Raw genomic sequence first — 20,966 nt, 5'->3', positions numbered from 1 at the left:
TCGGCTGTCGTTCTTTAACAATCTGGAAGAAGTAAGTAATTTGGATAGCGGAAGCGTCTTGAGATGGACGTGGAAACTATCCGGGTTGTGATTGTATCGATGTATCTCAAGATGATTCGAACTCTATGTTCGACTCAATTGGAATACGGCACAACGCGAGAACTCAACCTGTAGCGACTGTCGATGAGACAGACTCGTTATAGGGTCAAGCGAACAAGTGCATGTGGTGGATGCCTTGGCGATCACAGGCGATGAAGGACGCGGTAGCCTGCGAAAAGCTACGGGGAGCTGGCAAACAAGCTTTGATCCGTAGATGTCCGAATGGGGAAACCCACTCCTTTTGGAGTATCCATGGCTGAATACATAGGCCATGTGAAGCGAACGCGGTGAACTGAAACATCTAAGTAACCGCAGGAAAAGAAATCAACCGAGATTCCCAAAGTAGTGGCGAGCGAAATGGGATGAGCCTTGCACTCTTTATTTGTATTGTTAGCCGAACGCTCTGGAAAGTGCGGCCATAGCAGGTGATAGCCCTGTAGGCGAAAACAGTATGAAAGAACTAGGTGTGCGACAAGTAGGGCGGGACACGTGAAATCCTGTCTGAAGATGGGGGGACCATCCTCCAAGGCTAAATACTCGTGATCGACCGATAGTGAACCAGTACCGTGAGGGAAAGGCGAAAAGAACCCCGGGAGGGGAGTGAAATAGATCCTGAAACCGCATGCATACAAACAGTCGGAGCCTCGTAAGGGGTGACGGCGTACCTTTTGTATAATGGGTCAGCGACTTACGTTCAGTAGCAAGCTTAACCGTATAGGGCAGGCGTAGCGAAAGCGAGTCCGAATAGGGCGTTCAGTTGCTGGGCGTAGACCCGAAACCAGGTGATCTATCCATGGCCAGGATGAAGGTGCGGTAACACGTACTGGAGGTCCGAACCCACTAACGTTGAAAAGTTAGGGGATGAGCTGTGGATAGGGGTGAAAGGCTAAACAAACCTGGAAATAGCTGGTTCTCTCCGAAAACTATTTAGGTAGTGCCTCGTGTCTCACCTTCGGGGGTAGAGCACTGTCATGGTTGGGGGGTCTATTGCAGATTACCCCGCCATAGCAAACTCCGAATACCGAAGAGTGCAATCACGGGAGACAGACATCGGGTGCTAACGTCCGGTGTCAAGAGGGAAACAACCCAGACCGCCAGCTAAGGTCCCCAAATATAGCTAAGTGGGAAACGAAGTGGGAAGGCTAAAACAGTCAGGAGGTTGGCTTAGAAGCAGCCACCCTTTAAAGAAAGCGTAATAGCTCACTGATCGAGTCGTCCTGCGCGGAAGATGTAACGGGGCTAAGCTATATACCGAAGCTGCGGATGCGTGCTTGCACGCATGGTAGGAGAGCGTTCCGTAAGCCTGCGAAGGTGCCTTGTAAAGGGTGCTGGAGGTATCGGAAGTGCGAATGCTGACATGAGTAGCGATAAAGGGGGTGAAAGGCCCCCTCGCCGTAAGCCCAAGGTTTCCTACGCAACGTTCATCGGCGTAGGGTGAGTCGGCCCCTAAGGCGAGGCAGAAATGCGTAGCTGATGGGAAGCAGGTCAATATTCCTGCACCATTGTTAGATGCGATGGGGGGACGGATCGCGGAAGGTTGTCCGGGTGTTGGAAGTCCCGGTCGCTGCATTGGAGAAGGCGCTTAGGCAAATCCGGGCGCGGAATTCAAGGGTGTGGCGCGAGCTCCTTCGGGAGCGAAGCAATTGGAAGTGGTTCCAAGAAAAGCCTCTAAGCTTCAGTCTAACGATGACCGTACCGCAAACCGACACAGGTGGGCGAGATGAGTATTCTAAGGCGCTTGAGAGAACTCGGGAGAAGGAACTCGGCAAATTGGTACCGTAACTTCGGGATAAGGTACGCCCTTGTAGCTTGACTGGCCTGCGCCAGGAGGGTGAAGGGGTTGCAATAAACTGGTGGCTGCGACTGTTTAATAAAAACACAGCACTCTGCAAACACGAAAGTGGACGTATAGGGTGTGACGCCTGCCCGGTGCCGGAAGATTAAATGATGGGGTGCAAGCTCTTGATTGAAGTCCCGGTAAACGGCGGCCGTAACTATAACGGTCCTAAGGTAGCGAAATTCCTTGTCGGGTAAGTTCCGACCTGCACGAATGGCGTAACGATGGCCACACTGTCTCCTCCCGAGACTCAGCGAAGTTGAAGTGTTTGTGATGATGCAATCTACCCGCGGCTAGACGGAAAGACCCCATGAACCTTTACTGTAGCTTTGCATTGGACTTTGAACCGATCTGTGTAGGATAGGTGGGAGGCTATGAAACCGGAACGCTAGTTTCGGTGGAGCCGTCCTTGAAATACCACCCTGGTTTGTTTGAGGTTCTAACCTTGGCCCGTGATCCGGGTCGGGGACAGTGCATGGTAGGCAGTTTGACTGGGGCGGTCTCCTCCCAAAGCGTAACGGAGGAGTACGAAGGTACGCTAGGTACGGTCGGAAATCGTGCTGATAGTGCAATGGCATAAGCGTGCTTAACTGCGAGACCGACAAGTCGAGCAGGTGCGAAAGCAGGTCATAGTGATCCGGTGGTTCTGTATGGAAGGGCCATCGCTCAACGGATAAAAGGTACTCTGGGGATAACAGGCTGATACCGCCCAAGAGTTCATATCGACGGCGGTGTTTGGCACCTCGATGTCGGCTCATCTCATCCTGGGGCTGTAGCCGGTCCCAAGGGTATGGCTGTTCGCCATTTAAAGAGGTACGTGAGCTGGGTTTAAAACGTCGTGAGACAGTTTGGTCCCTATCTGCCGTGGGCGTTGGATATTTGAAGGGGGCTGCTCCTAGTACGAGAGGACCGGAGTGGACGAACCTCTGGTGTACCGGTTGTCACGCCAGTGGCATCGCCGGGTAGCTATGTTCGGAAGAGATAACCGCTGAAAGCATCTAAGCGGGAAACTCGCCTTAAGATGAGATATCCCTGGGGACTAGATCCCCTTGAAGGGTCGTTCGAGACCAGGACGTTGATAGGTCAGGTGTGTAAGCGCAGTAATGCGTTCAGCTAACTGATACTAATTGCCCGTAAGGCTTGATCCTATAACAAGTCTGCCTTGTAGATCGGCGCCGTGTGAAAGCACTGGCGGCAAGATCCAAAGCGACAAGTTGGATTCTCGTGTGTGATACACACAACCTAAATTACTGCTTCTTCCAAGATTGGTTCTGTTGGCCAAGCCAGCAGAACAACCTTCTTTGCCTGATGACCATAGCGAGTCGGTCCCACCCCTTCCCATCCCGAACAGGACCGTGAAACGACTCTACGCCGATGATAGTGCGGATTCCCGTGTGAAAGTAGGTAATCGTCAGGCTTCCTAAGCCAAGAACCCCCGCCCAAAAGGCGGGGGTTTTTGCATTTCGGCGATGGAAAACCATTTGCGCTTGGAGAAAGCGCACGTCATTCATCCCGTCTACCTGGCGCGCTGGCCCGATCTCTCAGCTGCCATCCTGCAGTCAAACCTCGCCCCGAAACGAAACCACGCGATTTGATACGATCGAAGTGGCGCCGGCGATTGCACTCGTCGACGTTCATGTTCGAAACCAGGGCTTGATGGAGAGGGCGGGAATGAATATCGGCGATGCGTCGCGCGAATCCGGAGTCAGCGCAAAAATGATCCGGTACTACGAACAGGTTGGCCTGCTTGCGCCGAGCAAACGTACCGACGCCGGCTACCGCATCTACGGGGCGGACGAAATTCACATTCTGCGCTTCATCCGTCAGGCGCGACGCCTTGGCTTTCTCGTCGAGGACATCCGCAAGCTGCTGACGCTCTGGCAAGATCGTTCCCGCGCGAGCTCGGAAGTGAAGTCGATTGCGCTCGAGCACGTGGCCGAACTCGACAAGCGCATCGCGGAACTGAGCGACATGCGCGACACGCTGGCCGATCTTGCCGCGCACTGTCATGGTGACGGGCGTCCCGAGTGCCCGATTTTGGCGCGTCTGTCCGACCCTGTCAGTGAACCAAATTAGTGCGCGTATTCGAGGTTCGAAACGGGCCTCGATTCGATTTCCATAAAAATCAACAGGTTACGTGAAGTTGATGCTCGGCCATTCCAAACCGGAATGGTTTCCATGCAAGTATTTCACTAGCATCTTGGTGCGGCATCGCTATAATTCGGGATAACCCTATACGGGAAATCCCTGAATCTCGATTCACCAGGGGTCCCCCTTCCTTGGAGAACGTCATGATCGCCTACATCGTCGAAAAGCTGAGCAACTGGTTCGAATCCGCAGAACGTGAACGCCGTGAGGCTTACCTCGCCACGTCGTCGGACATCGTCCAGCTCGAGAGCCGTATCCGCTCGCTCGAAACCAACGGCTACTCGCTGTAATCGGAGTCACCGTCAGGTGCCACGTGGCACCGAACGATAAGCAAGCCCCGTATTGACGGGGCTTTGTTTTTTTGTGCGCCGGATCTGGCGCAATCATCAGTGCAGCGCTATGGTATGGGCCTGCTTTTCATCCCGAAGGACACGATCATGCGTTTGCGTCTCGATGTGCGTCGCAGTGCCCGCGCGCGTCTCGTTCTCGGCGCGGTGGCGCTTGTCCATGGACTCGCGGCCGCTGCCGCGACATCGTCCAAACCGCTGATTCTCGATACGCAACGCGGCATCCAGGACGGCAAGGGCGGGTTGGTGCTGCAGACGGCGCCGCTGTCTCCCGAGCCGATCGTCGAGCCGGCAGGCATGCGGGCTCCGGCCGGGCAGGCGCCGAACACGTCGGTTCCGCTGTTCGTCGCACCGTATATCAATGTCCCCGCGTGGGGTGGACAGCCGGCCAACCAGCCAAGGCTCGCGCCCAGACCGCAGCCGTAACGCGCAGTCGCGCGATCAGTTTCCGCGGTGCTCGATCTGGCAGCGGGCGCCGCTATCCTGTCCCAGCCTCTCGACCAGATAAGGGAGTGCCTCGTTCATGCTCTGGGCGAGGGTGTACGGCGGATTCAGGATGAACATCCCGCTGCCGTAGAGACCGAGTCCGTCAGTGGGCGGATTCGACACCGTCAGTGTCAGGTGCAGCCAGTTGTTCGGTTGCAGGCGCTTCAACTGCTCGGGGAAACGCTGCGATTCCGTCCGGGTCACCTGCGGGTACCAGACGGCATAGCAGCCCGTCGCGAAACGCTTCAGACACTCCGTCACGCAAGTCACCGTGCGCGCGTAATCCTTCTTGTCCTCGTAGGACGGGTCGATCAGCACGAGTGCGCGTCGCGGCGGCGGCGGCAGCAGCGCCTTGATGCCTTCGAAGCCGTCTCCGGCAAAGATCATCGCGCGTCGCCCCGCATCGCGGAAATTGTGGCGCAGCACGTCGATTTCCGTCGTGTGCATTTCGAACAGCCGCATGCGGTCCTGCTCGCGCATCGATCGCCATGCAATGTACGGGGACCCCGGGTAGAAGCGCAGTTCACCGTCGTCGTTCAGCGCGCGGACCTCATCCACATAGTCGCCCAGCGCTTCCGGCAGGTTCTTTTCGTTCCACAGCCGGCCGATACCGGTGTCGAATTCCGACGTCTTTGCCGCGTAACCGTCGCGCAGCGAATACACGCCGGCACCTGCATGCGTGTCGATGTACCAGTACGACTTGTCTTTCTTGTTCAGGTAGCGCAGCAACTGGACGACGACGGCGTGCTTGAGCACGTCCGCGTGGTTGCCTGCGTGAAAACCGTGACGATAACTGAGCATGGCGGGCTGCCTGAAACGAAAGGTGAATCGATGAAAGCGCTTGATCGTGCGCGGCCGGCTAGGCGCGGCAGTCAGGCCGGGCGCCGATGCGGGCCGCGTATTGTACGCGAGTGGCCGTGCATCGCCTCATTCGTACGCATCGCCGACCACCTCCTCGATGCGTTGCTTCACATCCGGTGTCAGCTTCGCGGCAACGTCGAGCGCGCGCATGTTTTCGCCGATCTGCTCGATCCGCGACGCGCCCGTGATGACCGAGCTCACGTGCGGATTCGTGAGCACCCATGCGATCGCGAGCTGGCCGGTGCTGCAGCCGAGCTCCGTCGCAATTTCGCCGAGCCGTTCGACGATGTCGTTGGCGGCCTGGTCGGTCAGGCGGTCGCGCATCCAGTCGTACCCCTGTAACTGCGCGCGGCTGCCGGGCGGTACGCCGTTACGGTACTTGCCGGTGAGCAGGCCCGATGCCAGCGGGCTCCAGGTCGTGAGGCCGAGACCGTAGTCGTCATAGAGCCGTGCATATTCCTTTTCGACCCGCGTGCGGTGGAACAGGTTGTACTGCGGCTGCTCGACAACCGGCTTGTGCAGGTGATGCCGTTCGGCGATCTCGCAGGCAGCACGGATCTCGTCGGCGCTCCATTCCGACGTGCCCCAGTACAGCGCCTTGCCGCGCACGATCATGTCGCTCATTGCCCAGACGGTTTCCTCGATCGGCGTGTTCGGATCGGGGCGATGGCAATAGACGAGATCGACGTAGTCGAGCTGCAGCCGACGCAGTGAGCCGTCGATGGCGTTCAGCAGGTATTTCCGGTTCAGCGTGTGATACTGGTTCGGCGCTTCGACGAGCCCCCAGAAGAACTTGGTGGACACGATATAGCTGACACGCGGCCAATCGAGCGACTTGAGCGCGTGACCCATGATTTCCTCGGATTTGCCGCCGGCGTACACCTCGGCGTTGTCGAAAAAATTGACGCCTGCGTCGCGTGCTGCGGCAAGGCATTCACGCGCGACCCGCTGGTCGACCTGGTTGCCGTACGTGACCCACGAGCCGAGGGAAAGCGCGCTGATCTGCAGGCCGGAGCGGCCTAGCCGTCGATAGTGCATGCGAATCTCCTGCGTGACAGAACCGACCTTAAGCTTAGACGTTTTGCGCGCGAACGGCGGGGCCGATCGTGCACAATGGCGGCTGGCCCGCCGCGTCGATCATGCGATGAATGCCGAGGTGACGGGCACGTACTTTTTCGATCCGACAACGGGAGGAGACGGACATGGCAGCAGATCTGAATGGCAAGACCGCAGTCGTCACGGGCGCCGCGAGCGGCATCGGCAAGGAAATCGCACTCGAGCTCGCGAAAGCGGGCGCGGCCGTCGCGATCGCCGACCTGAACCAGGACGGCGCGAACGCCGTTGCCGACGAGATCGTCAAGGCCGGCGGCAAGGCGATCGGCGTCGCGATGGACGTGACGAACGAGGAAGCCGTGAACAGCGGTATCGACAAGGTGGCCGAAACGTTCGGCTCGGTCGACATCCTCGTGTCGAACGCGGGCATCCAGATCGTCAACCCGATCGAGAACTACTCGTTCTCCGACTGGAAGAAGATGCAGGCGATCCACGTCGACGGCGCATTCCTGACGACCAAGGCCGCGCTCAAGCACATGTACAAGGACGATCGCGGCGGTGTCGTGATCTACATGGGTTCGGTGCACTCGCACGAAGCGTCGCCGCTGAAGTCGGCGTACGTGACGGCCAAGCACGGCCTGCTCGGCCTGGCCCGCGTGCTGGCGAAGGAAGGCGCGAAGCACAACGTGCGCTCGCACGTCGTGTGTCCGGGCTTCGTACGCACGCCGCTGGTCGACAAGCAGATTCCGGAGCAGGCGAAGGAGCTCGGGATCAGCGAAGAGGAAGTGGTGAAGAAGGTGATGCTCGGCAATACGGTCGACGGCGTGTTCACGACGGTGCAGGACGTCGCGCAGACGGTGCTGTTCCTGTCGGCGTTCCCGAGCGCCGCGCTCACGGGCCAGTCGGTCGTCGTCAGCCACGGCTGGTTCATGCAGTAAAGGCTTCCGGCACGGGCGGTCGCGACACGGGCTGCTCGGGCGACGACTCCCCGGCTAGTCCGGCGAATCGCACAAAAAAAACGCGCTCCGGGGAGCGCGTTTTTCGTTTCGGCAGGACGGGCCGGCGATGGCTGCCGTCCGTGGGCGCCGACTTACTTCAGGACAGCTGCAACGGCATTGGCAACCGCGTCGAGGTTGCGCGTGTTCAGCGCGGCGACGCAGATCCGGCCCGTGCCGACCGCGTAGATGCCGAACTCGTCGCGCAGGCGATCGACTTGCGCCGAGGTCAGGCCCGAATACGAGAACATCCCGCGCTGCGCGTTGATGAAACTGAAGTCGCGATCGACGCCGCTTGCCTTCAGGCGCTCGACGAGACCGTTGCGCATCGCGCGGATGCGGTCGCGCATTTCACCGAGTTCCTGCACCCACGAAGCGTGCAGTTCCGGCGATGCGAGCACCGCTGCGACCACGGCGCCGCCATGGGTCGGCGGGTTCGAGTAGTTCGTGCGGATCACGCGCTTCAGTTGCGACAGCACGCGCGTCGCTTCTTCCTTGCTCGACGTGATGATCGACAGGGCGCCGACGCGTTCGCCGTACAGCGAGAACGACTTCGAGAACGACGACGACACGAATGCGTTCAGGTCGGCCGCGGCAAACAGGCGCACGGCGGCAGCGTCGGCCTCGATGCTCTCGCCGAAGCCCTGGTAGGCCATGTCGAGGAACGGCACGAGGTTGCGTGCCTTCACGACGTCGACGACCTGTTGCCATTGCGCTTCGGTCAGGTCCACGCCGGTCGGGTTGTGGCAGCATGCGTGCAGCACGACGACCGTGCCGGCTTCGTAGCCGTTCAGCGCCGACAGCATGCCTTCGAAGTTCACGCCGTTGGTGGCAGCGTCGTAATACGGGTACGCAACGACTTCGAAGCCGGCTGCTTCGAACAGCGCGCGGTGGTTTTCCCAGCTCGGATCGCTGATCGCGACCTTCACGTTCGGGTTCACGGTGCGCAGGAAATCGGCGCCGATCTTCAGCGCGCCCGTGCCGCCCAGTGCCTGGGCCGTGACCACGCGGCCCGCCGCGATCAGCGGCGAATCGTTGCCGAGCAGCAGCTTTTGCACGGCCGCATCGTAGGCGGCGATGCCGTCGATCGGCAGGTAGCCGCGCGGCAGGCCCGCTTCAACGCGCACCTTCTCTGCTTCGCGAACCGCGCGCAGCAGCGGGATCTTGCCTTCTTCGTTCGTGTACACACCGACGCCGAGGTTGACCTTGGTCGGACGCGCATCGGCGTTGAAGGCTTCGTTCAGGCCCAGGATCGGGTCGCGGGGAGCAAGCTGGACAGCAGAGAAGAGCGACATGATGATTCGGCAGTAGTGAAAAGAGGGTCAGGCTTTCAACGGGCGGGGCGGGCGCGGGGGACCGCGCGCAGGCAGGCACGACGCCGGAAAGCGCAGCAGCCTGACATTGTAGCGAATTCGCGCTGGCGGGGGCGGCGTTTCGGCGGCGAAATTCGGCCGGGAACCGCGATTTCCGGCGCCCGTCGCGCGTCAGGAGCCGACAGCAGTTCGCCCGGCCGCGAAGCGCTAGAATGACTCTTTTGCCCTCGCTCCGGCCGCATTCCATGTCCGAACATCATGCCGAAACCGGCGACGCGCTCGACGAATCGAAATTCGTGACCTTCGAAGGGTCGCCGTTCCAGCTGTACCAACCGTATCCGCCCGCAGGCGACCAGCCGACCGCGATCGACACGCTCGTCGAAGGGGTCGAGGACGGCCTGTCGTTCCAGACGCTGCTCGGCGTGACGGGCTCCGGCAAGACCTTCACGATGGCGAACACGATCGCGCGGCTCGGCCGCCCGGCGATCGTGTTCGCACCGAACAAGACGCTTGCCGCGCAGCTTTATTCGGAGTTCCGGGAGTTCTTCCCGCGCAACGCGGTCGAGTATTTCGTCTCTTACTACGACTATTACCAGCCTGAAGCCTACGTGCCGCAGCGCGACCTGTTCATCGAGAAGGACTCGTCGATCAACGAGCACATCGAGCAGATGCGGCTGTCGGCGACGAAGAGCCTGATGGAGCGCCGCGACGTCGTGATCGTCGCGACGGTGTCGGCGATCTACGGTATCGGCAATCCGTCCGAATACCACCAGATGATCCTGACGCTGCGCGCCGGCGACAAGCTCGGCCAGCGCGACGTGATCGCGCGGCTGATCGCGATGCAGTACACGCGCAACGAGCAGGATTTCCAGCGCGGCACGTTCCGCGTGCGCGGCGACACGATCGACATCTTCCCGGCCGAGCACGCCGAGCTGGCCGTGCGCGTCGAGCTGTTCGACGACGAGGTCGAGACGCTGCAGCTGTTCGACCCGCTGACCGGCCGCGTGCGGCAGAAGATCCCGCGCTTCACCGTGTATCCGTCGTCGCACTACGTGACGCCGCGCGATACCGTGATGCGCGCGGTCGAGACGATCAAGGACGAACTGCGCGAGCGGCTCGAGTTCTTTCACAGCGACGGCAAGCTCGTCGAGGCGCAGCGCCTCGAGCAGCGCACGCGTTTCGATCTCGAGATGCTGCAGGAGCTCGGCTTCTGCAAGGGCATCGAGAACTACTCGCGGCATTTCTCGGGGGCGGAGCCCGGCGATCCGCCGCCGACGCTCGTCGACTACCTGCCGCCCGACGCGCTGATGCTGCTCGACGAATCGCACGTGCTGATCGGCCAGCTGAACGGCATGTACAACGGCGACCGCGCACGCAAGGAAAACCTCGTCAACTACGGCTTCCGGCTGCCGTCGGCGCTGGACAACCGGCCGCTCAAGTTCCCCGAGTTCGAGCGCAAGATGCGCCAGGTCGTGTTCGTGTCGGCCACGCCGGCCGACTACGAGAAGCGCGTGACCGGGCAGATCGCCGAACAGGTCGTGCGGCCGACGGGGCTCGTCGATCCGGAAATCGAAGTGCGGCCGGCGAGCTCGCAGGTCGACGACGTGCTCGCCGAGATCAACGCGCGAGTGAAAGCCGAGGAGCGCGTGCTGATCACCGTGCTGACGAAGCGCATGGCCGAACAGCTCACCGAGTTCCTGGCCGACCACGGGGTCAAGGTGCGTTACCTGCACAGCGACATCGACACGGTCGAGCGTGTCGAAATCATCCGTGACCTGCGGCTCGGCACGTTCGACGTGCTGGTCGGGATCAACCTGCTGCGCGAAGGGCTCGACATTCCCGAGGTGTCGCTGGTCGCGATCCTCGACGCGGACAAGGAAGGCTTCCTGCGCGCGGAGCGCTCGCTGATCCAGACGATCGGCCGGGCCGCGCGGAACGTGAACGGCAAGGCGATCCTCTACGCGGACAACATGACCGAGTCGATGAAACGCGCGATCGGCGAGACCGAGCGGCGCCGCGCGAAGCAGATTGCCTACAACGAGCAGATGGGCATCACGCCGCGCGGTGTCGTGAAGCGCATCAAGGACATCATCGACGGCGTCTACAACGCGGACGAGGCACGCGCCGAGCTGAAGGAAGCGCAGCAGCGTGCGAAATTCGAGGACATGTCGGAAAAGCAGCTCGCGAAGGAAATCAAGCGCCTCGAGAAGCAGATGGCCGACTACGCGAAGAACCTCGAGTTCGAGAAGGCTGCCGCGACCCGCGACCAGCTTGCGCTTCTGCGCGAGCGCGTGTTCGGCGCGAACGTCGGCGATCACGTCAGCGGCGGCCGGTAAATCTTTCCAAGCGTCACAGAAACCTTGCGGTAACGAGCCTGTAAGCCTTGTCGGATCAGGGGTTTACACGGCTCGTCGTTTGTTCCGGAACAGGTTCGGTGCTAAACTTCGCAATTATTGAGAATTGTTCGCATTAACGTTATTCGTCGCGTTAGTGTTTTCGGCGGGCAGGCCTGGCGGTCGGTCCGCATGGTTCCAGATCAAATAACAAGGAGTGTCCATGTTGGGTTCTTCGTTCATCCGCACGACGGTTGCGGTAGCGGCGGCGCTTGCCGCGATGTCGGCCTCGGCTGCCGAATATCCGATCGGCAAGCAGCAGATCCAGGGCGGCATGGAAATCGGCGCGGTGTACCTGCAGCCGATCACGATGGACCCGGAAGGGATGATGCGCAAGGCGTCGGATTCCGACATCCACCTCGAGGCCGACATCCATGCGGTCAAGAACAACCCGACGGGTTTCGCGGAAGGCGACTGGATGCCGTACCTGCAGGTCACGTACAAGCTGACGAAGCAGGGTGACACGAAGTGGAAGGCCGAAGGCGACCTGATGGGCATGGTCGCGAGCGATGGTCCGCACTACGGCGACAACGTGAAGCTGAACGGCCCGGGCAAGTATCACCTGACGATGGTCGTCAAGCCGCCGATGCAGACGGGCCACATGGCGTTCGGTCGTCACATCGACAAGGAAACGGGCGTGGGCGCATGGTTCAAGCCCATTACCCTCGAATACGACTTCCCGTTCGCCGGTATCGGCAAGAAGGGCGGTTACTGATCGGTGGCATCACGGACGGCGCGCTTCGGCGCGCCGTCGGCGTAGAGAATCCAGAATGAAAATTCCCCAGAAAATCGTTGCCGCAGCCGCTGCGTTGTGGCTTGCCGGCGCAGCGTACGCTGCCGATCTGCCGACGTTCAAGCTCGAAATGGCGGACGGCAAGCTGACTCCCGCCCGCATCGAAGTGCCGGCCGGCCAGCGTTTCAAGATCGAGATCAAGAACACCGGCAAGGGCGCGGCCGAATTCGAGAGCGTGCAGCTGCGCAAGGAGAAGGTGCTTGCGCCGGGTGCCGATTCGTTCGTGGTCGTCGCGCCGCTGTCGCCGGGCGAATACAAGTTTTTCGACGATTTCCACCAGCAGGCGCAGGGCGTGATCGTCGCGAAGTAACACGTTTTATCTGCGCGCGGGCTCACCAACCCGGTGTTCTGCGCGTCAGGAGGTATCGATGGGTCAGATCTTGTTCATCGTCTGGCGGGAGAGCGTCGAAGCGCTGCTCGTCGTCGGCATTCTCTATGCATGGCTGAAAAACGGCGACGACGACGCGCGCCGCGGCCTGCCTTTCCTGTGGGCCGGCGTCGGTGTCGGCTTGCTGATGGCCGTGGGCCTCGGCGCCGCGCTGGTCGGTTTCACCGAAGTGCTGTCCGGTGACGCGCAGGACTACTTCCAGACCGCGATGGTGCTGATCGCATGCGTGCTGATCGTGCAGATGGTGCTGTGGATGCGCCGGCACGGCCGCACGCTGAAGCGCGACATGGAGCAATCGCTTCAGCAGAGCACGCGCGATTCGAACTGGTGGGGCGTCGCGGTGCTGGTCGCGCTCGCGATCGCGCGCGAGGGCAGCGAGACGGTGATCTTCCTGTACGGTCTCGGTTTCGGCCAGTCGGGCCACGTCGACGGCAGCCAGATGCTCGCGGTTGTGATCGGCCTCGGCCTTGCGTTCTTCACGTTCTATCTGCTGCAGCTCGGCGGCAAGTACTTCTCGTGGCGGCATTTCTTCCGCGTCACCGAAGTGATGCTGCTGTTCCTCGGCGCGGGCCTGTTCCAGACCGGCGTCGACAAGCTGATCGACAAGGAAATCCTGCCGCTCGGCATTTCGCAGGTGTGGGACACGTCCGCGATCCTCGATGATTCGGGCACGTTCGGCTCGCTCGTCGCGACGCTGACCGGTTATCGCGCGCACCCGGCACTGACCAACCTGGTTGCGTACGCGGTGTACTGGGCGGTGGTCTGGCTGCTGATGAAGCGTGCGAGCCGTCGTCCGGCCGTCGCTGCGGGTCGCGCGGCATGAGCGTTGCCGCCGCAGCCAAGCCGGGCTGGCTCGCGCAGGCGGGCCAGTGGATGCAGCGCCACGGCGCGCTGATCCGCGGCATCCAGTGGGCCGTCGTCGCCGTCTATGCATTCCTGATCATCGTGCCGGCGGTGTTGCCGCTGCCGGACGACTCCGCGCACCTGTGGAGCAACCTCACGCTGATCGCGCAATTCACGTTCTGGGGCATCTGGTGGCCGTTCGTGCTGCTGTCGATGGTGATGCTCGGCCGCGTCTGGTGCGGCGTGCTGTGTCCGGAGGGCGCGCTCACCGAATTCGCGAGCAAGTTCGGCCGGGGCGGCCCGATTCCGCGCTGGATACGGTGGGGGGGCTGGCCGTTCGTCGCGTTCGGGCTCACGACGATCTACGGGCAGATGGTGAGCGTGTACCAGTACCCGCTCGCGGTGCTGTTCGTGCTCGGCGGCTCGACCGTCGGCGCGATCGTGATCGGCGTGCTGTACGGCCGCGAGAAGCGCGTGTGGTGCAAGTACCTGTGCCCGGTCAACGGCGTGTTCGGGCTGCTCGCGCGACTCGCGCCGATGCGCTACAAGGTCGACGAGGAGGCATGGCGCCGTTCGTACAAGAACGGCGAGCATGGCCATCGCGTGATTCCGATCAACTGCGCACCGCTCGTGCCGTTGCGCAACATGCAGGGCGCGGCGGACTGCCATATGTGCGGCCGCTGCAGCGGGCACCGGGATGCGATCTCGCTGTCGTTGCGCTCGCCGTCCGACGAAGTCGTGAACCTCGGCGCGCAAAAGGCGAACCCGTGGGACACCGCGCTGATCCTGTACGGCCTGCTCGGCGTTGCGATCGGTGCGTTCCACTGGACCGTCAGCCCGTGGTTCGTGCAGATCAAGCAATGGCTCGCGGGCTGGCTGATCGACCATGACATCACGTGGCCGCTCGAAACCAATGCACCGTGGTTCCTGCTCACGCATTATCCGGATCGCAACGACGTCTTCTCCTGGCTCGACGGCGGGCTGGTCGTCAGCTACATCGTCGGCACGGGGCTCGTGTACGGCACGGCGCTGCTGGTGCTGCTGGCCGGCGCCACGCTGGTGCTCGGCCGCTTCGAGCGCGTGCGGCTGCATCATCTCGCGCAGGCATTGATCCCGATCGCGGGCGCGGGCGTGTTTCTTGGCCTGTCGGCCACGACGCTGTCGCTGCTTCGTGCCGAGCATGTACCGCTCGGATGGGCAACCGATGTACGCATCGCGATCCTGGTCGGCGCCAACACATGGAGTGCGTGGCTCGCGTGGAAAGTGACGGGGCGTTATGCGGCCTTGCCGCGCCGGCTTGCGGCATTCGCGTGGTTCGCTGTCGCGCTTGCCGTCATCGACAGCGCATGGTGGCTGATGTTCTGGGGTTTCTGAAGCGGCTCGTGCGCCGCTTCGGCGGTCATGCACTCACGCGGTAACGAAGCTCGGGAACCTGCTTCGCGCATTGGCCGCCCAAATAAAAAAGCGACACGTCGAAGGACGTGTCGCTTTTTTCTTCCTTGTGCGAGAACCAAAAAAAGTGGCTTGGCTTGCTGCAACGGCTGCTTGAGTGTGTTTGCACGAAGGGGTCTAGATCTCGCGTGCAAGCCGTTACGCTGGCTAATGCCCAACACCTCTCAGGGAGGTGGTCCCCACAATACTCTGTCGTTACTTCGTCAGGATCAGTTTGCCGAGCCGTGTGGCGCGCAACTGATAGGTCTCTCCGTTATGCGCGATGCTGACGTGGCTTTGGCCTTGCAGCAGCGCATCGCTGCTGACGACCCGCGTGCCTGCATCGCGGTTGCCGGCGGGCTTCGCCGGCGTGGTGACCGCTGCCGTCTTCTGGCGGCTGCTGCCTGCGGTGCCGGTCGGGCGGCGCAAGGTCAGCGTGGTCGGGCGCATGGTGTCGGTCATTCGGTTGATCGGTGACTGTCGATACGATGGAATGAATTCTAAATGATAACTATTCCCATTTACAAAAACTCTTTATCGATCGGAAATGGGAATCTGATAGCTTGAATCAAAGGGGCGGCCCGCAGGCCGCCGCCGGGTTCAGTGCAGCGGATCGGGATCCTTGCGGCCCTGCGCGTACTCGCGGATCAGGCGAACCGTGTCGATATCCGACGTGCGGTACGCCTCCTTGACGATCCCGTGCGTCTGGCGCGCGTCTTCGCTGTCGTCGGTGACGACCAGCGTCGTGCGGTATTCGAAACGCAGGAACAGCTCGTGGTCGTCGCGTTCCTCGATCGTCATCGTCAGCGAGCCGCCGATCTCGCCGTCGGCGGCGCGGATGTCGTAGCGGACCTGCTGATTCGGCGTGAACGTGACGTGGTCGCGCACGGTCGCGTGACCGTAGTGCAGTTCACGCTCGAGCGTCGTCTCCGTCCGTTCATGGACGACGCAGCTGTCGAGACCGAGCACGAACAGTTGCGGCTGTTCGGCGCGCAGCACGAGACCTTCCCAGAGCTGGTCGCGGGTGAGGGTGGGCACGGCCGGATCGTCGGAGTTGATCTGGATCAGATGTTCGAAGTTCAAGGGGACGGGTTCCTTCTGGTGGCGGGCGGCCACATGGCTCAAGAAGTCATTGTGACGCAAAACGGGCAGTTTCGCGGCACCTGCCCGTGCGTCCATGCGTCATGCCTCGATACGGCCCATGCGCCCCGTCTGGTAGTCGACGACCGCCTGCCGGATCTCTTCCTCGGTATTCATCACGAACGGGCCGTAGCGGACGATCGGCTCGTTGAGCGGTACGCCGCCAATCAGCAGCAGGTCGAGCGGCGTGTCGCCGGCAGCGAACGTGACCGTGTCGCCGTCGTCGCCATACACGACCATGTGCCGTGCGTCGACTGCCTGCCTGTCGGGCCCGTAGAGGCCCGTTCCGTCGATCGGATAGGCGAATACGCGATAGCCTGCCGGGACGGGCTGCGTGACCGTTGCACCGGGCTGCAGCGTGTAATGCTGGTAGAGGATCGGCGTGCGTGTCTCGATCGCCGCCCGGACGCCGAACGCTTCGCCGGCGATCACGCGCACGCGCGCGAGACCGTCCGGCGACGTGGCGCTCGGGATGCGATCGGCCGGGATCTCCTGGTAGCGCGGCGCGATCAGCTTGTCGCGCCGCGGCAGGTTGACCCACAGCTGGAAGCCGTGAGAGCGGCCGCCTGCCTGCGCGAATTCAGGATCCGGCATCTCGCTGTGCACGACGCCGGCGCCCGCCGTCATCCATTGCACGTCGCCCGGGCCGAGCGTGCCGGCATGGCCGGACGAGTCGCGATGACGGAAGCGCCCGTCGAGTGCGTAGGTCACGGTCTCGAAGCCGCGATGGGGATGGTCGGGGGCGCCTTTGGCTTCGCCGGGCGCGTAGTCGACGGGGCCCATTTCGTCGAGCAGCAGGAACGGATCGAAATCCATCAGCAGCCGGGTCGGGAACGGGCGGTGAACCACGAAGCCGCCGCCTTCGGTCGTGCGAAGGGCGGGGTACATGCGGTCAAGCGAGCGAGCGGTCGTCATGCGGATACCCTCGAAATCATCGGAATAGCGTTATTTTTGAAACATAGAGCTATTATATTGGGCGTTTTACCGTTCGATTCGCGACGGTTCGCAATGGATTGTTCTGAAATTGGAACGATGAGATGAATATCGATGCACACAACCTGAACGACCTCATGTACTTTTCGCAGGTCGTCGAACATGGCGGTTTCTCGGCGGCGGAGCGCGTGCTGGGCATCTCGAAATCGCGCCTGTCGCGGCGCCTGACCGAACTCGAGGCGGCGCTCGGCGTGCGCCTGTTGCAGCGCTCCACACGCAAGCTCGCGCTGACCGAGGCGGGGGAGCTGTTCTACCAGCACTGCCAGGCGATGCTGGCCGAAGCGCAGGCTGCGATGAACGCGGTCCAGCAGTTGCGTGCATCGCCGCGCGGCTCGGTGCGAGTCAGTGTGCCCGTGACGCTGTCGCAGACGATGCTGTCGCGCATCCTGCCCGAATTCCTGCGCCGTTATCCCGAGGTGAAGGTGCACGTCCGCGTGACGAATCGCGTGATCGACCTGTTCGAGGATTCGATCGACGTCGCGCTGCGTGTGCGCTCGGAGCCGCCGCAGAACGCGAATATCGTCGTGCGGCCGCTGTGGCGCACCGAGCAGATGCTGGTCGGCGCGCCGAGCCTGCTGAGCCAGAATGCGCCGCCGCTGGTACCGGACGACCTGAGCGGATTCGAAACGCTCGATACGCCGAGCGTCGACGGGCGGCACGTGTTCAACCTGATCGCGCCGGACGGTACGCGTCACGTGCACGAACACGACCCGCGGCTGGTGACGGCCGACCTGATGACGATCCGCGAAGCCGTGCTCGATGGCCTCGGCATCGCGGCGCTGCCGGAGATGATGTACGGCAACGCGCTGCGCGCGGGGCAACTGTCGCCGGTGATGCCGGGCTGGACGCTGCCCGTGCCGCAACTGTACGCGGTGTTCGTGTCGCGGCAGGGGATGCCGCCCGCTGTGCGTGCGTTTGTCGACTATCTGGTCGAGAAGCTCGATCACGGCGCCTACAAGGAACCGGGGTGTCCCGAGCGTGCGAAGAAGGAAGCGGCGGCCGATGTTTCGGCGACCTGAACACGACGTGCACGGCGACGCAAATTTGTTTTGTCATTGAAGCGTCGCCTGCAATCGCAAGTTTCAATCGCCGGAACCTTGAATGCGCGTGCGTGCGAGCCTATATTGAAATCCCATTTCGTGAAGGAAGTTCTGAGCGAAATCAGGTGGCCGCATATATTGTGAGCCAGATAGGGCAGAACGCGCAGTCCGTGCAGACCACGGCAGAGTCGCATTTGCGTTGCTCGAGGCGTAACCGATACCGCCAAAGAGCCCGCCGCCCGAAGGCGCCCGCGTGCGCATGAAAAAAGGCCTTCATCTGGCGATGAAGGCCTTTTACTTTGTGCGCGGCCGGCTAGGTGCGGCCGGCGAGCGCCTATTGCGCGTGCGTTACTTCGCTTTTGCGGTCGGCTCGGTCACGAAGCCGAGCTTCGTCAAGCCGCCGGCCTGCGCATCCGACATCACTTCGGCGACGTGTTCGTAGGCAACCTTGCGGTCCGCACGCAGGTGCAACTCCGGCTGCGGCGTGCGTTTTGCCGCTTCCGCGATGCGTTCCTGCAATTGTTCGCGCGTGACCGCATGGTCGTCCCACAGGATCGTGCCGTCACCCTGGATCGCGACGTCGACCGTCTGCGGTTTCTCGTCGACAGGCTGGCTGCTGGCATGCGGCAGGTCGATCTTCACCGCGTGCTGCATCGCCGGGATCGTCACGAGGAAAATGATCAGGAGTACGAGCATGACGTCGACGAGCGGCGTCATGTTGATCTCGCTCATCACGGCATCGTCGTCATCGTCGCTGAAACCGGTGTTCATTGCCATGCTTCACCCCGTCTCAGTTGGCGCGCGTCGCGAGACGCAGGCCGTCGCGCGTCGACGACGATGCAAGGCTCGCGCCCGTCACGAAGTACGCGTGCAGGCCGTGCGCGAAGCGACGCAGCTTGCTGACCACGCCCTTGTTCGCACGGGTGAGTGCGTTGTAGCCGAGCACGGCCGGGATCGCGACGAACAGGCCGAATGCGGTCATGATCAGCGATTCGCCGACCGGGCCCGCGACCTGGTCGATCGACGTCTGGCCGGATGCGCCGATCGCGAGCAGTGCGTGGTAGATCCCCCAGACCGTACCGAACAGGCCGACGAACGGCGCCGTGCTGCCGACCGACGCGAGGATCGCGAGGCCGCTTTGCATGCGCGAGATGCCTTCGTCCATCGTGTCCTTCAGGCAGCGCGTGACCCAGTCCGACACGTCCATGCGGTCGTGCAGGTGCGGTTGCGTCTGATGGTGGTGATCGGCGGCTTCCTTGCCCGACAGCGCGAGCGCGAGGAACGGATTGTCGTTCGGCGTCGAGGCGGCGAGCCCGAGCTTCTTGATGCCGTCGTCGAAGTTGTCCGAATGCCAGAACGCCTGTTCGGCGTTCTTCGTCAGGCGGTTCAGGCGGATCACGTTCCAGCCCTTGATGACGATCACGATCCACGACAGGATCGACATCACGAGCAGCGTGATCGCGATGGCGCGCGTGACGAAATCACCTTGCGCCCAGACGTGCGCGATACCGTAGCTTTGCATTTTCTTGTTTCCTTTGAATCTACCGAATATGACGGGTTAGTCGTCGAGCGTGAAGTTGAAGGGCAGCGTATGGGCGGCGCGGATCGCCTGGCCGTTCTCGATATACGGCGGACAGGTGCTGGCGCGCGTCGCCTCGAGCGCGGCTTCGTCGAGACGCGGGTAGCCGCTGCTCTTCTGCAGCTGGACGCTTTCGATCTTGCCCGTCACGCCGATGACGAAGTGAACATAAGCCGTGCCCGTTTCGCCGCGACGCTTCGACATCGTCGGATAGGCGGGCTTCACGAAATTGCAGCTGAGCGCCGTGACGTTCTTCGGCGCGCTGACCTGCATCGTCTCGCGGGCCGGGCCGGGTGCTGCGGCCGGAGCGGCAGGCGCTGGCGCGGCGGGAGCCGGTGTCGGATCGACCGCTGCCGGCGCGGGCGTCGGCGACGGTGCCTGCGCGACCGGCTGAGGCGTCGGGACGGCTTTCTGTACCGGCTTCGGCTCGACCTTCGGCTTCACACGCGGCGCGGGCTTGGGCGGCGTGGGCTGCTGCGCGGCCGACTGGACCGCGACCGGCTGGGCAGGGGGCGCGGGCGGAATGAGCTGCGCGGTGATCGACTGAACCTCGATCTCCTTCGCCGGCGGCGGCGCGTTGCGATGGAGCCAGGCGGCCGTCAGCATGATCGCATGTGCGGCAAGCACACCGACCGCGACGACGATCACTCGGGGATTCATACGTGGTGCGGCCGGCAAGATGCCGGCGGGAGTGGAATGCGAAGCCTGCATGTTAGCTTGAAAGAACGATGTCGCACCCGGGGCGCGGCGGGTGAATCGGCATCACTTGCGGAAGATCAGCAGCGAGATGCAAACGGTGGTCACAAATCCGATCAGCAATTCCATGACAGGCTCCTTGGCAGGTAAGCCGCTGGCTCGCGTAGACGGTGGCTTGCTGACGGTCAAAACAAAAATGCGGCCTGGGCCGCATGTATACACCCGGCGCCGGTCAGGCCGCCTTGCGTTCGTAGAACGTGACCGGGATCGGATGAGCGTGGTGCTCGACACCGCACTGGCTCGCGCAGACGCCTTGTTCGGCCATGAGGTCGCGTACGGACTCCTCGCACTTGCCGCAGCACGTGGCCACGCCGAGCTCGAACTGGAGTTCATCGAAAGAGTTCACGCCCTCTGCGAGGGACGCGCGAATCTTGCGATCGGAAACAGACTTGCACACGCAGACGATCATGGTGAGTTGCGATAGCTAACGTTAATGCGAATTATTATCATTAATTTTGCGGACGTTGACAA

The 20,966-nt window shown here is 62.0% G+C and carries 20 protein-coding genes and 2 rRNA genes; 12 read left to right on the top strand and 10 right to left on the bottom strand.

What is annotated here, in order from left to right; genetic code table 11:
* Window positions 1-203 precede the first annotated feature (203 nt).
* The 5 genes from AB3K92_RS34560 (at window position 204) to AB3K92_RS34540 (ending at window position 4,857) form a co-directional block, all read left to right on the top strand.
* Window positions 204-3,084: ribosomal RNA gene (locus AB3K92_RS34560) — 23S ribosomal RNA — on the top strand.
* Window positions 3,085-3,240: 156 nt separating this feature from the next.
* Window positions 3,241-3,353 (top strand): 5S ribosomal RNA (gene rrf / locus AB3K92_RS34555).
* A gap of 254 nt (window positions 3,354-3,607) precedes the next feature.
* Entirely contained in the window at window positions 3,608-4,012 is a 405-nt protein-coding gene (gene cueR / locus AB3K92_RS34550) for a Cu(I)-responsive transcriptional regulator (protein WP_027786885.1), read from the top strand.
* Between the two features lie 215 nt (window positions 4,013-4,227).
* Window positions 4,228-4,374: a DUF3563 family protein gene (locus tag AB3K92_RS34545; RefSeq protein ID WP_006478295.1), complete on the top strand. Its 147-nt coding sequence runs from the start codon at window positions 4,228-4,230 to the stop codon at window positions 4,372-4,374.
* Window positions 4,375-4,488: 114 nt separating this feature from the next.
* Window positions 4,489-4,857: a hypothetical protein gene (locus AB3K92_RS34540; protein WP_175852001.1), complete on the top strand. Its 369-nt coding sequence runs from the start codon at window positions 4,489-4,491 to the stop codon at window positions 4,855-4,857.
* 15 nt (window positions 4,858-4,872) lie between these two features.
* On the opposite strand, the gene AB3K92_RS34535 is transcribed toward AB3K92_RS34540, so the two are convergent.
* Together AB3K92_RS34535 and AB3K92_RS34530 are read right to left on the bottom strand one after the other, a co-directional pair.
* Window positions 4,873-5,718: a 23S rRNA (adenine(2030)-N(6))-methyltransferase RlmJ gene (locus AB3K92_RS34535; protein ID WP_059495753.1), complete on the bottom strand. Its 846-nt coding sequence runs from the start codon at window positions 5,716-5,718 to the stop codon at window positions 4,873-4,875.
* A gap of 126 nt (window positions 5,719-5,844) precedes the next feature.
* The gene (locus AB3K92_RS34530; protein ID WP_369466675.1) at window positions 5,845-6,816 is read right to left on the bottom strand and encodes a potassium channel beta subunit family protein; all 972 of its coding nucleotides are present in this window, start codon (window positions 6,814-6,816) and stop codon (window positions 5,845-5,847) included.
* Window positions 6,817-6,980: 164 nt separating this feature from the next.
* Between AB3K92_RS34530 and AB3K92_RS34525 the strand changes: the two genes are divergently transcribed.
* Window positions 6,981-7,769 carry a 3-hydroxybutyrate dehydrogenase gene (locus AB3K92_RS34525; RefSeq protein WP_048026652.1) on the top strand — a complete coding sequence of 263 codons (789 nt, stop codon included), beginning with the start codon at window positions 6,981-6,983 and terminating at the stop codon, window positions 7,767-7,769.
* 152 nt (window positions 7,770-7,921) lie between these two features.
* Here the strand turns inward: AB3K92_RS34525 and AB3K92_RS34520 are convergent, their stop codons facing one another.
* On the bottom strand, window positions 7,922-9,121 hold the full coding sequence (locus AB3K92_RS34520; protein ID WP_021163420.1) for an amino acid aminotransferase: 1,200 nt from the start codon (window positions 9,119-9,121) through the stop codon (window positions 7,922-7,924).
* A 263-nt stretch (window positions 9,122-9,384) separates the two neighbouring features.
* Here AB3K92_RS34520 and uvrB point away from each other — a divergent pair, with 263 nt between their 5' ends.
* The 5 genes from uvrB (at window position 9,385) to AB3K92_RS34495 (ending at window position 14,930) form a co-directional block, all read left to right on the top strand.
* Window positions 9,385-11,475, top strand: a complete 2,091-nt coding sequence (uvrB, locus tag AB3K92_RS34515) for an excinuclease ABC subunit UvrB (RefSeq protein WP_027786890.1) — start codon at window positions 9,385-9,387, stop codon at window positions 11,473-11,475.
* A 220-nt stretch (window positions 11,476-11,695) separates the two neighbouring features.
* Window positions 11,696-12,247, top strand: coding sequence for an iron transporter (locus tag AB3K92_RS34510; RefSeq protein WP_021163417.1), 552 nt, complete (start codon window positions 11,696-11,698; stop codon window positions 12,245-12,247).
* Window positions 12,248-12,302: 55 nt separating this feature from the next.
* Entirely contained in the window at window positions 12,303-12,635 is a 333-nt protein-coding gene (locus AB3K92_RS34505) for a cupredoxin domain-containing protein (protein WP_021163416.1), read from the top strand.
* Window positions 12,636-12,693: 58 nt separating this feature from the next.
* The gene (locus AB3K92_RS34500; RefSeq protein WP_021163415.1) at window positions 12,694-13,536 is read left to right on the top strand and encodes an FTR1 family protein; all 843 of its coding nucleotides are present in this window, start codon (window positions 12,694-12,696) and stop codon (window positions 13,534-13,536) included.
* Window positions 13,533-14,930, top strand: coding sequence for a 4Fe-4S binding protein (locus tag AB3K92_RS34495; RefSeq protein WP_124924035.1), 1,398 nt, complete (start codon window positions 13,533-13,535; stop codon window positions 14,928-14,930). The genes AB3K92_RS34500 and AB3K92_RS34495 overlap by 4 nt, the downstream gene beginning before the upstream one ends.
* A 273-nt stretch (window positions 14,931-15,203) precedes the next feature.
* Here AB3K92_RS34495 and hemP read toward each other — a convergent pair whose 3' ends face one another.
* The 3 genes from hemP to AB3K92_RS34480 all read right to left on the bottom strand — a co-directional run bounded on the left by hemP (window position 15,204) and on the right by AB3K92_RS34480 (window position 17,042).
* Window positions 15,204-15,449, bottom strand: a complete 246-nt coding sequence (hemP, locus tag AB3K92_RS34490; protein ID WP_021163412.1) for a hemin uptake protein HemP — start codon at window positions 15,447-15,449, stop codon at window positions 15,204-15,206.
* Window positions 15,450-15,587: 138 nt separating this feature from the next.
* Window positions 15,588-16,070: an SRPBCC family protein gene (locus tag AB3K92_RS34485; protein ID WP_027786893.1), complete on the bottom strand. Its 483-nt coding sequence runs from the start codon at window positions 16,068-16,070 to the stop codon at window positions 15,588-15,590.
* A gap of 99 nt (window positions 16,071-16,169) precedes the next feature.
* Window positions 16,170-17,042, bottom strand: a complete 873-nt coding sequence (locus AB3K92_RS34480) for a pirin family protein (protein WP_060058573.1) — start codon at window positions 17,040-17,042, stop codon at window positions 16,170-16,172.
* 122 nt (window positions 17,043-17,164) lie between these two features.
* On the opposite strand from AB3K92_RS34480, the gene AB3K92_RS34475 reads away from it, so the two are divergent.
* On the top strand, window positions 17,165-18,139 hold the full coding sequence (locus tag AB3K92_RS34475) for a LysR family transcriptional regulator (protein ID WP_021163408.1): 975 nt from the start codon (window positions 17,165-17,167) through the stop codon (window positions 18,137-18,139).
* 369 nt (window positions 18,140-18,508) lie between these two features.
* On the opposite strand, the gene AB3K92_RS34470 is transcribed toward AB3K92_RS34475, so the two are convergent.
* From AB3K92_RS34470 to AB3K92_RS34455, 4 genes are all read right to left on the bottom strand, one after another.
* The gene (locus AB3K92_RS34470; RefSeq protein ID WP_059857894.1) at window positions 18,509-18,937 is read right to left on the bottom strand and encodes a biopolymer transporter ExbD; all 429 of its coding nucleotides are present in this window, start codon (window positions 18,935-18,937) and stop codon (window positions 18,509-18,511) included.
* 13 nt (window positions 18,938-18,950) lie between these two features.
* Window positions 18,951-19,682: a MotA/TolQ/ExbB proton channel family protein gene (locus tag AB3K92_RS34465; protein WP_021163406.1), complete on the bottom strand. Its 732-nt coding sequence runs from the start codon at window positions 19,680-19,682 to the stop codon at window positions 18,951-18,953.
* A gap of 36 nt (window positions 19,683-19,718) precedes the next feature.
* Entirely contained in the window at window positions 19,719-20,450 is a 732-nt protein-coding gene (locus AB3K92_RS34460; RefSeq protein ID WP_048026661.1) for an energy transducer TonB, read from the bottom strand.
* 217 nt (window positions 20,451-20,667) lie between these two features.
* Complete coding sequence (locus tag AB3K92_RS34455; RefSeq protein WP_011352654.1) at window positions 20,668-20,904, bottom strand: bacterioferritin-associated ferredoxin; 237 nt, start codon at window positions 20,902-20,904, stop codon at window positions 20,668-20,670.
* Window positions 20,905-20,966: the final 62 nt, after the last annotated feature.

It is taken from the genome of Burkholderia sp. Bmkn7 (genome assembly GCF_041103175.1).
Taxonomy (GTDB): domain Bacteria; phylum Pseudomonadota; class Gammaproteobacteria; order Burkholderiales; family Burkholderiaceae; genus Burkholderia; species Burkholderia cepacia.
The sequence above is the reverse complement of the archived record's forward strand: the minus strand, read 5'-3'. Positions and strand labels throughout refer to the sequence as shown.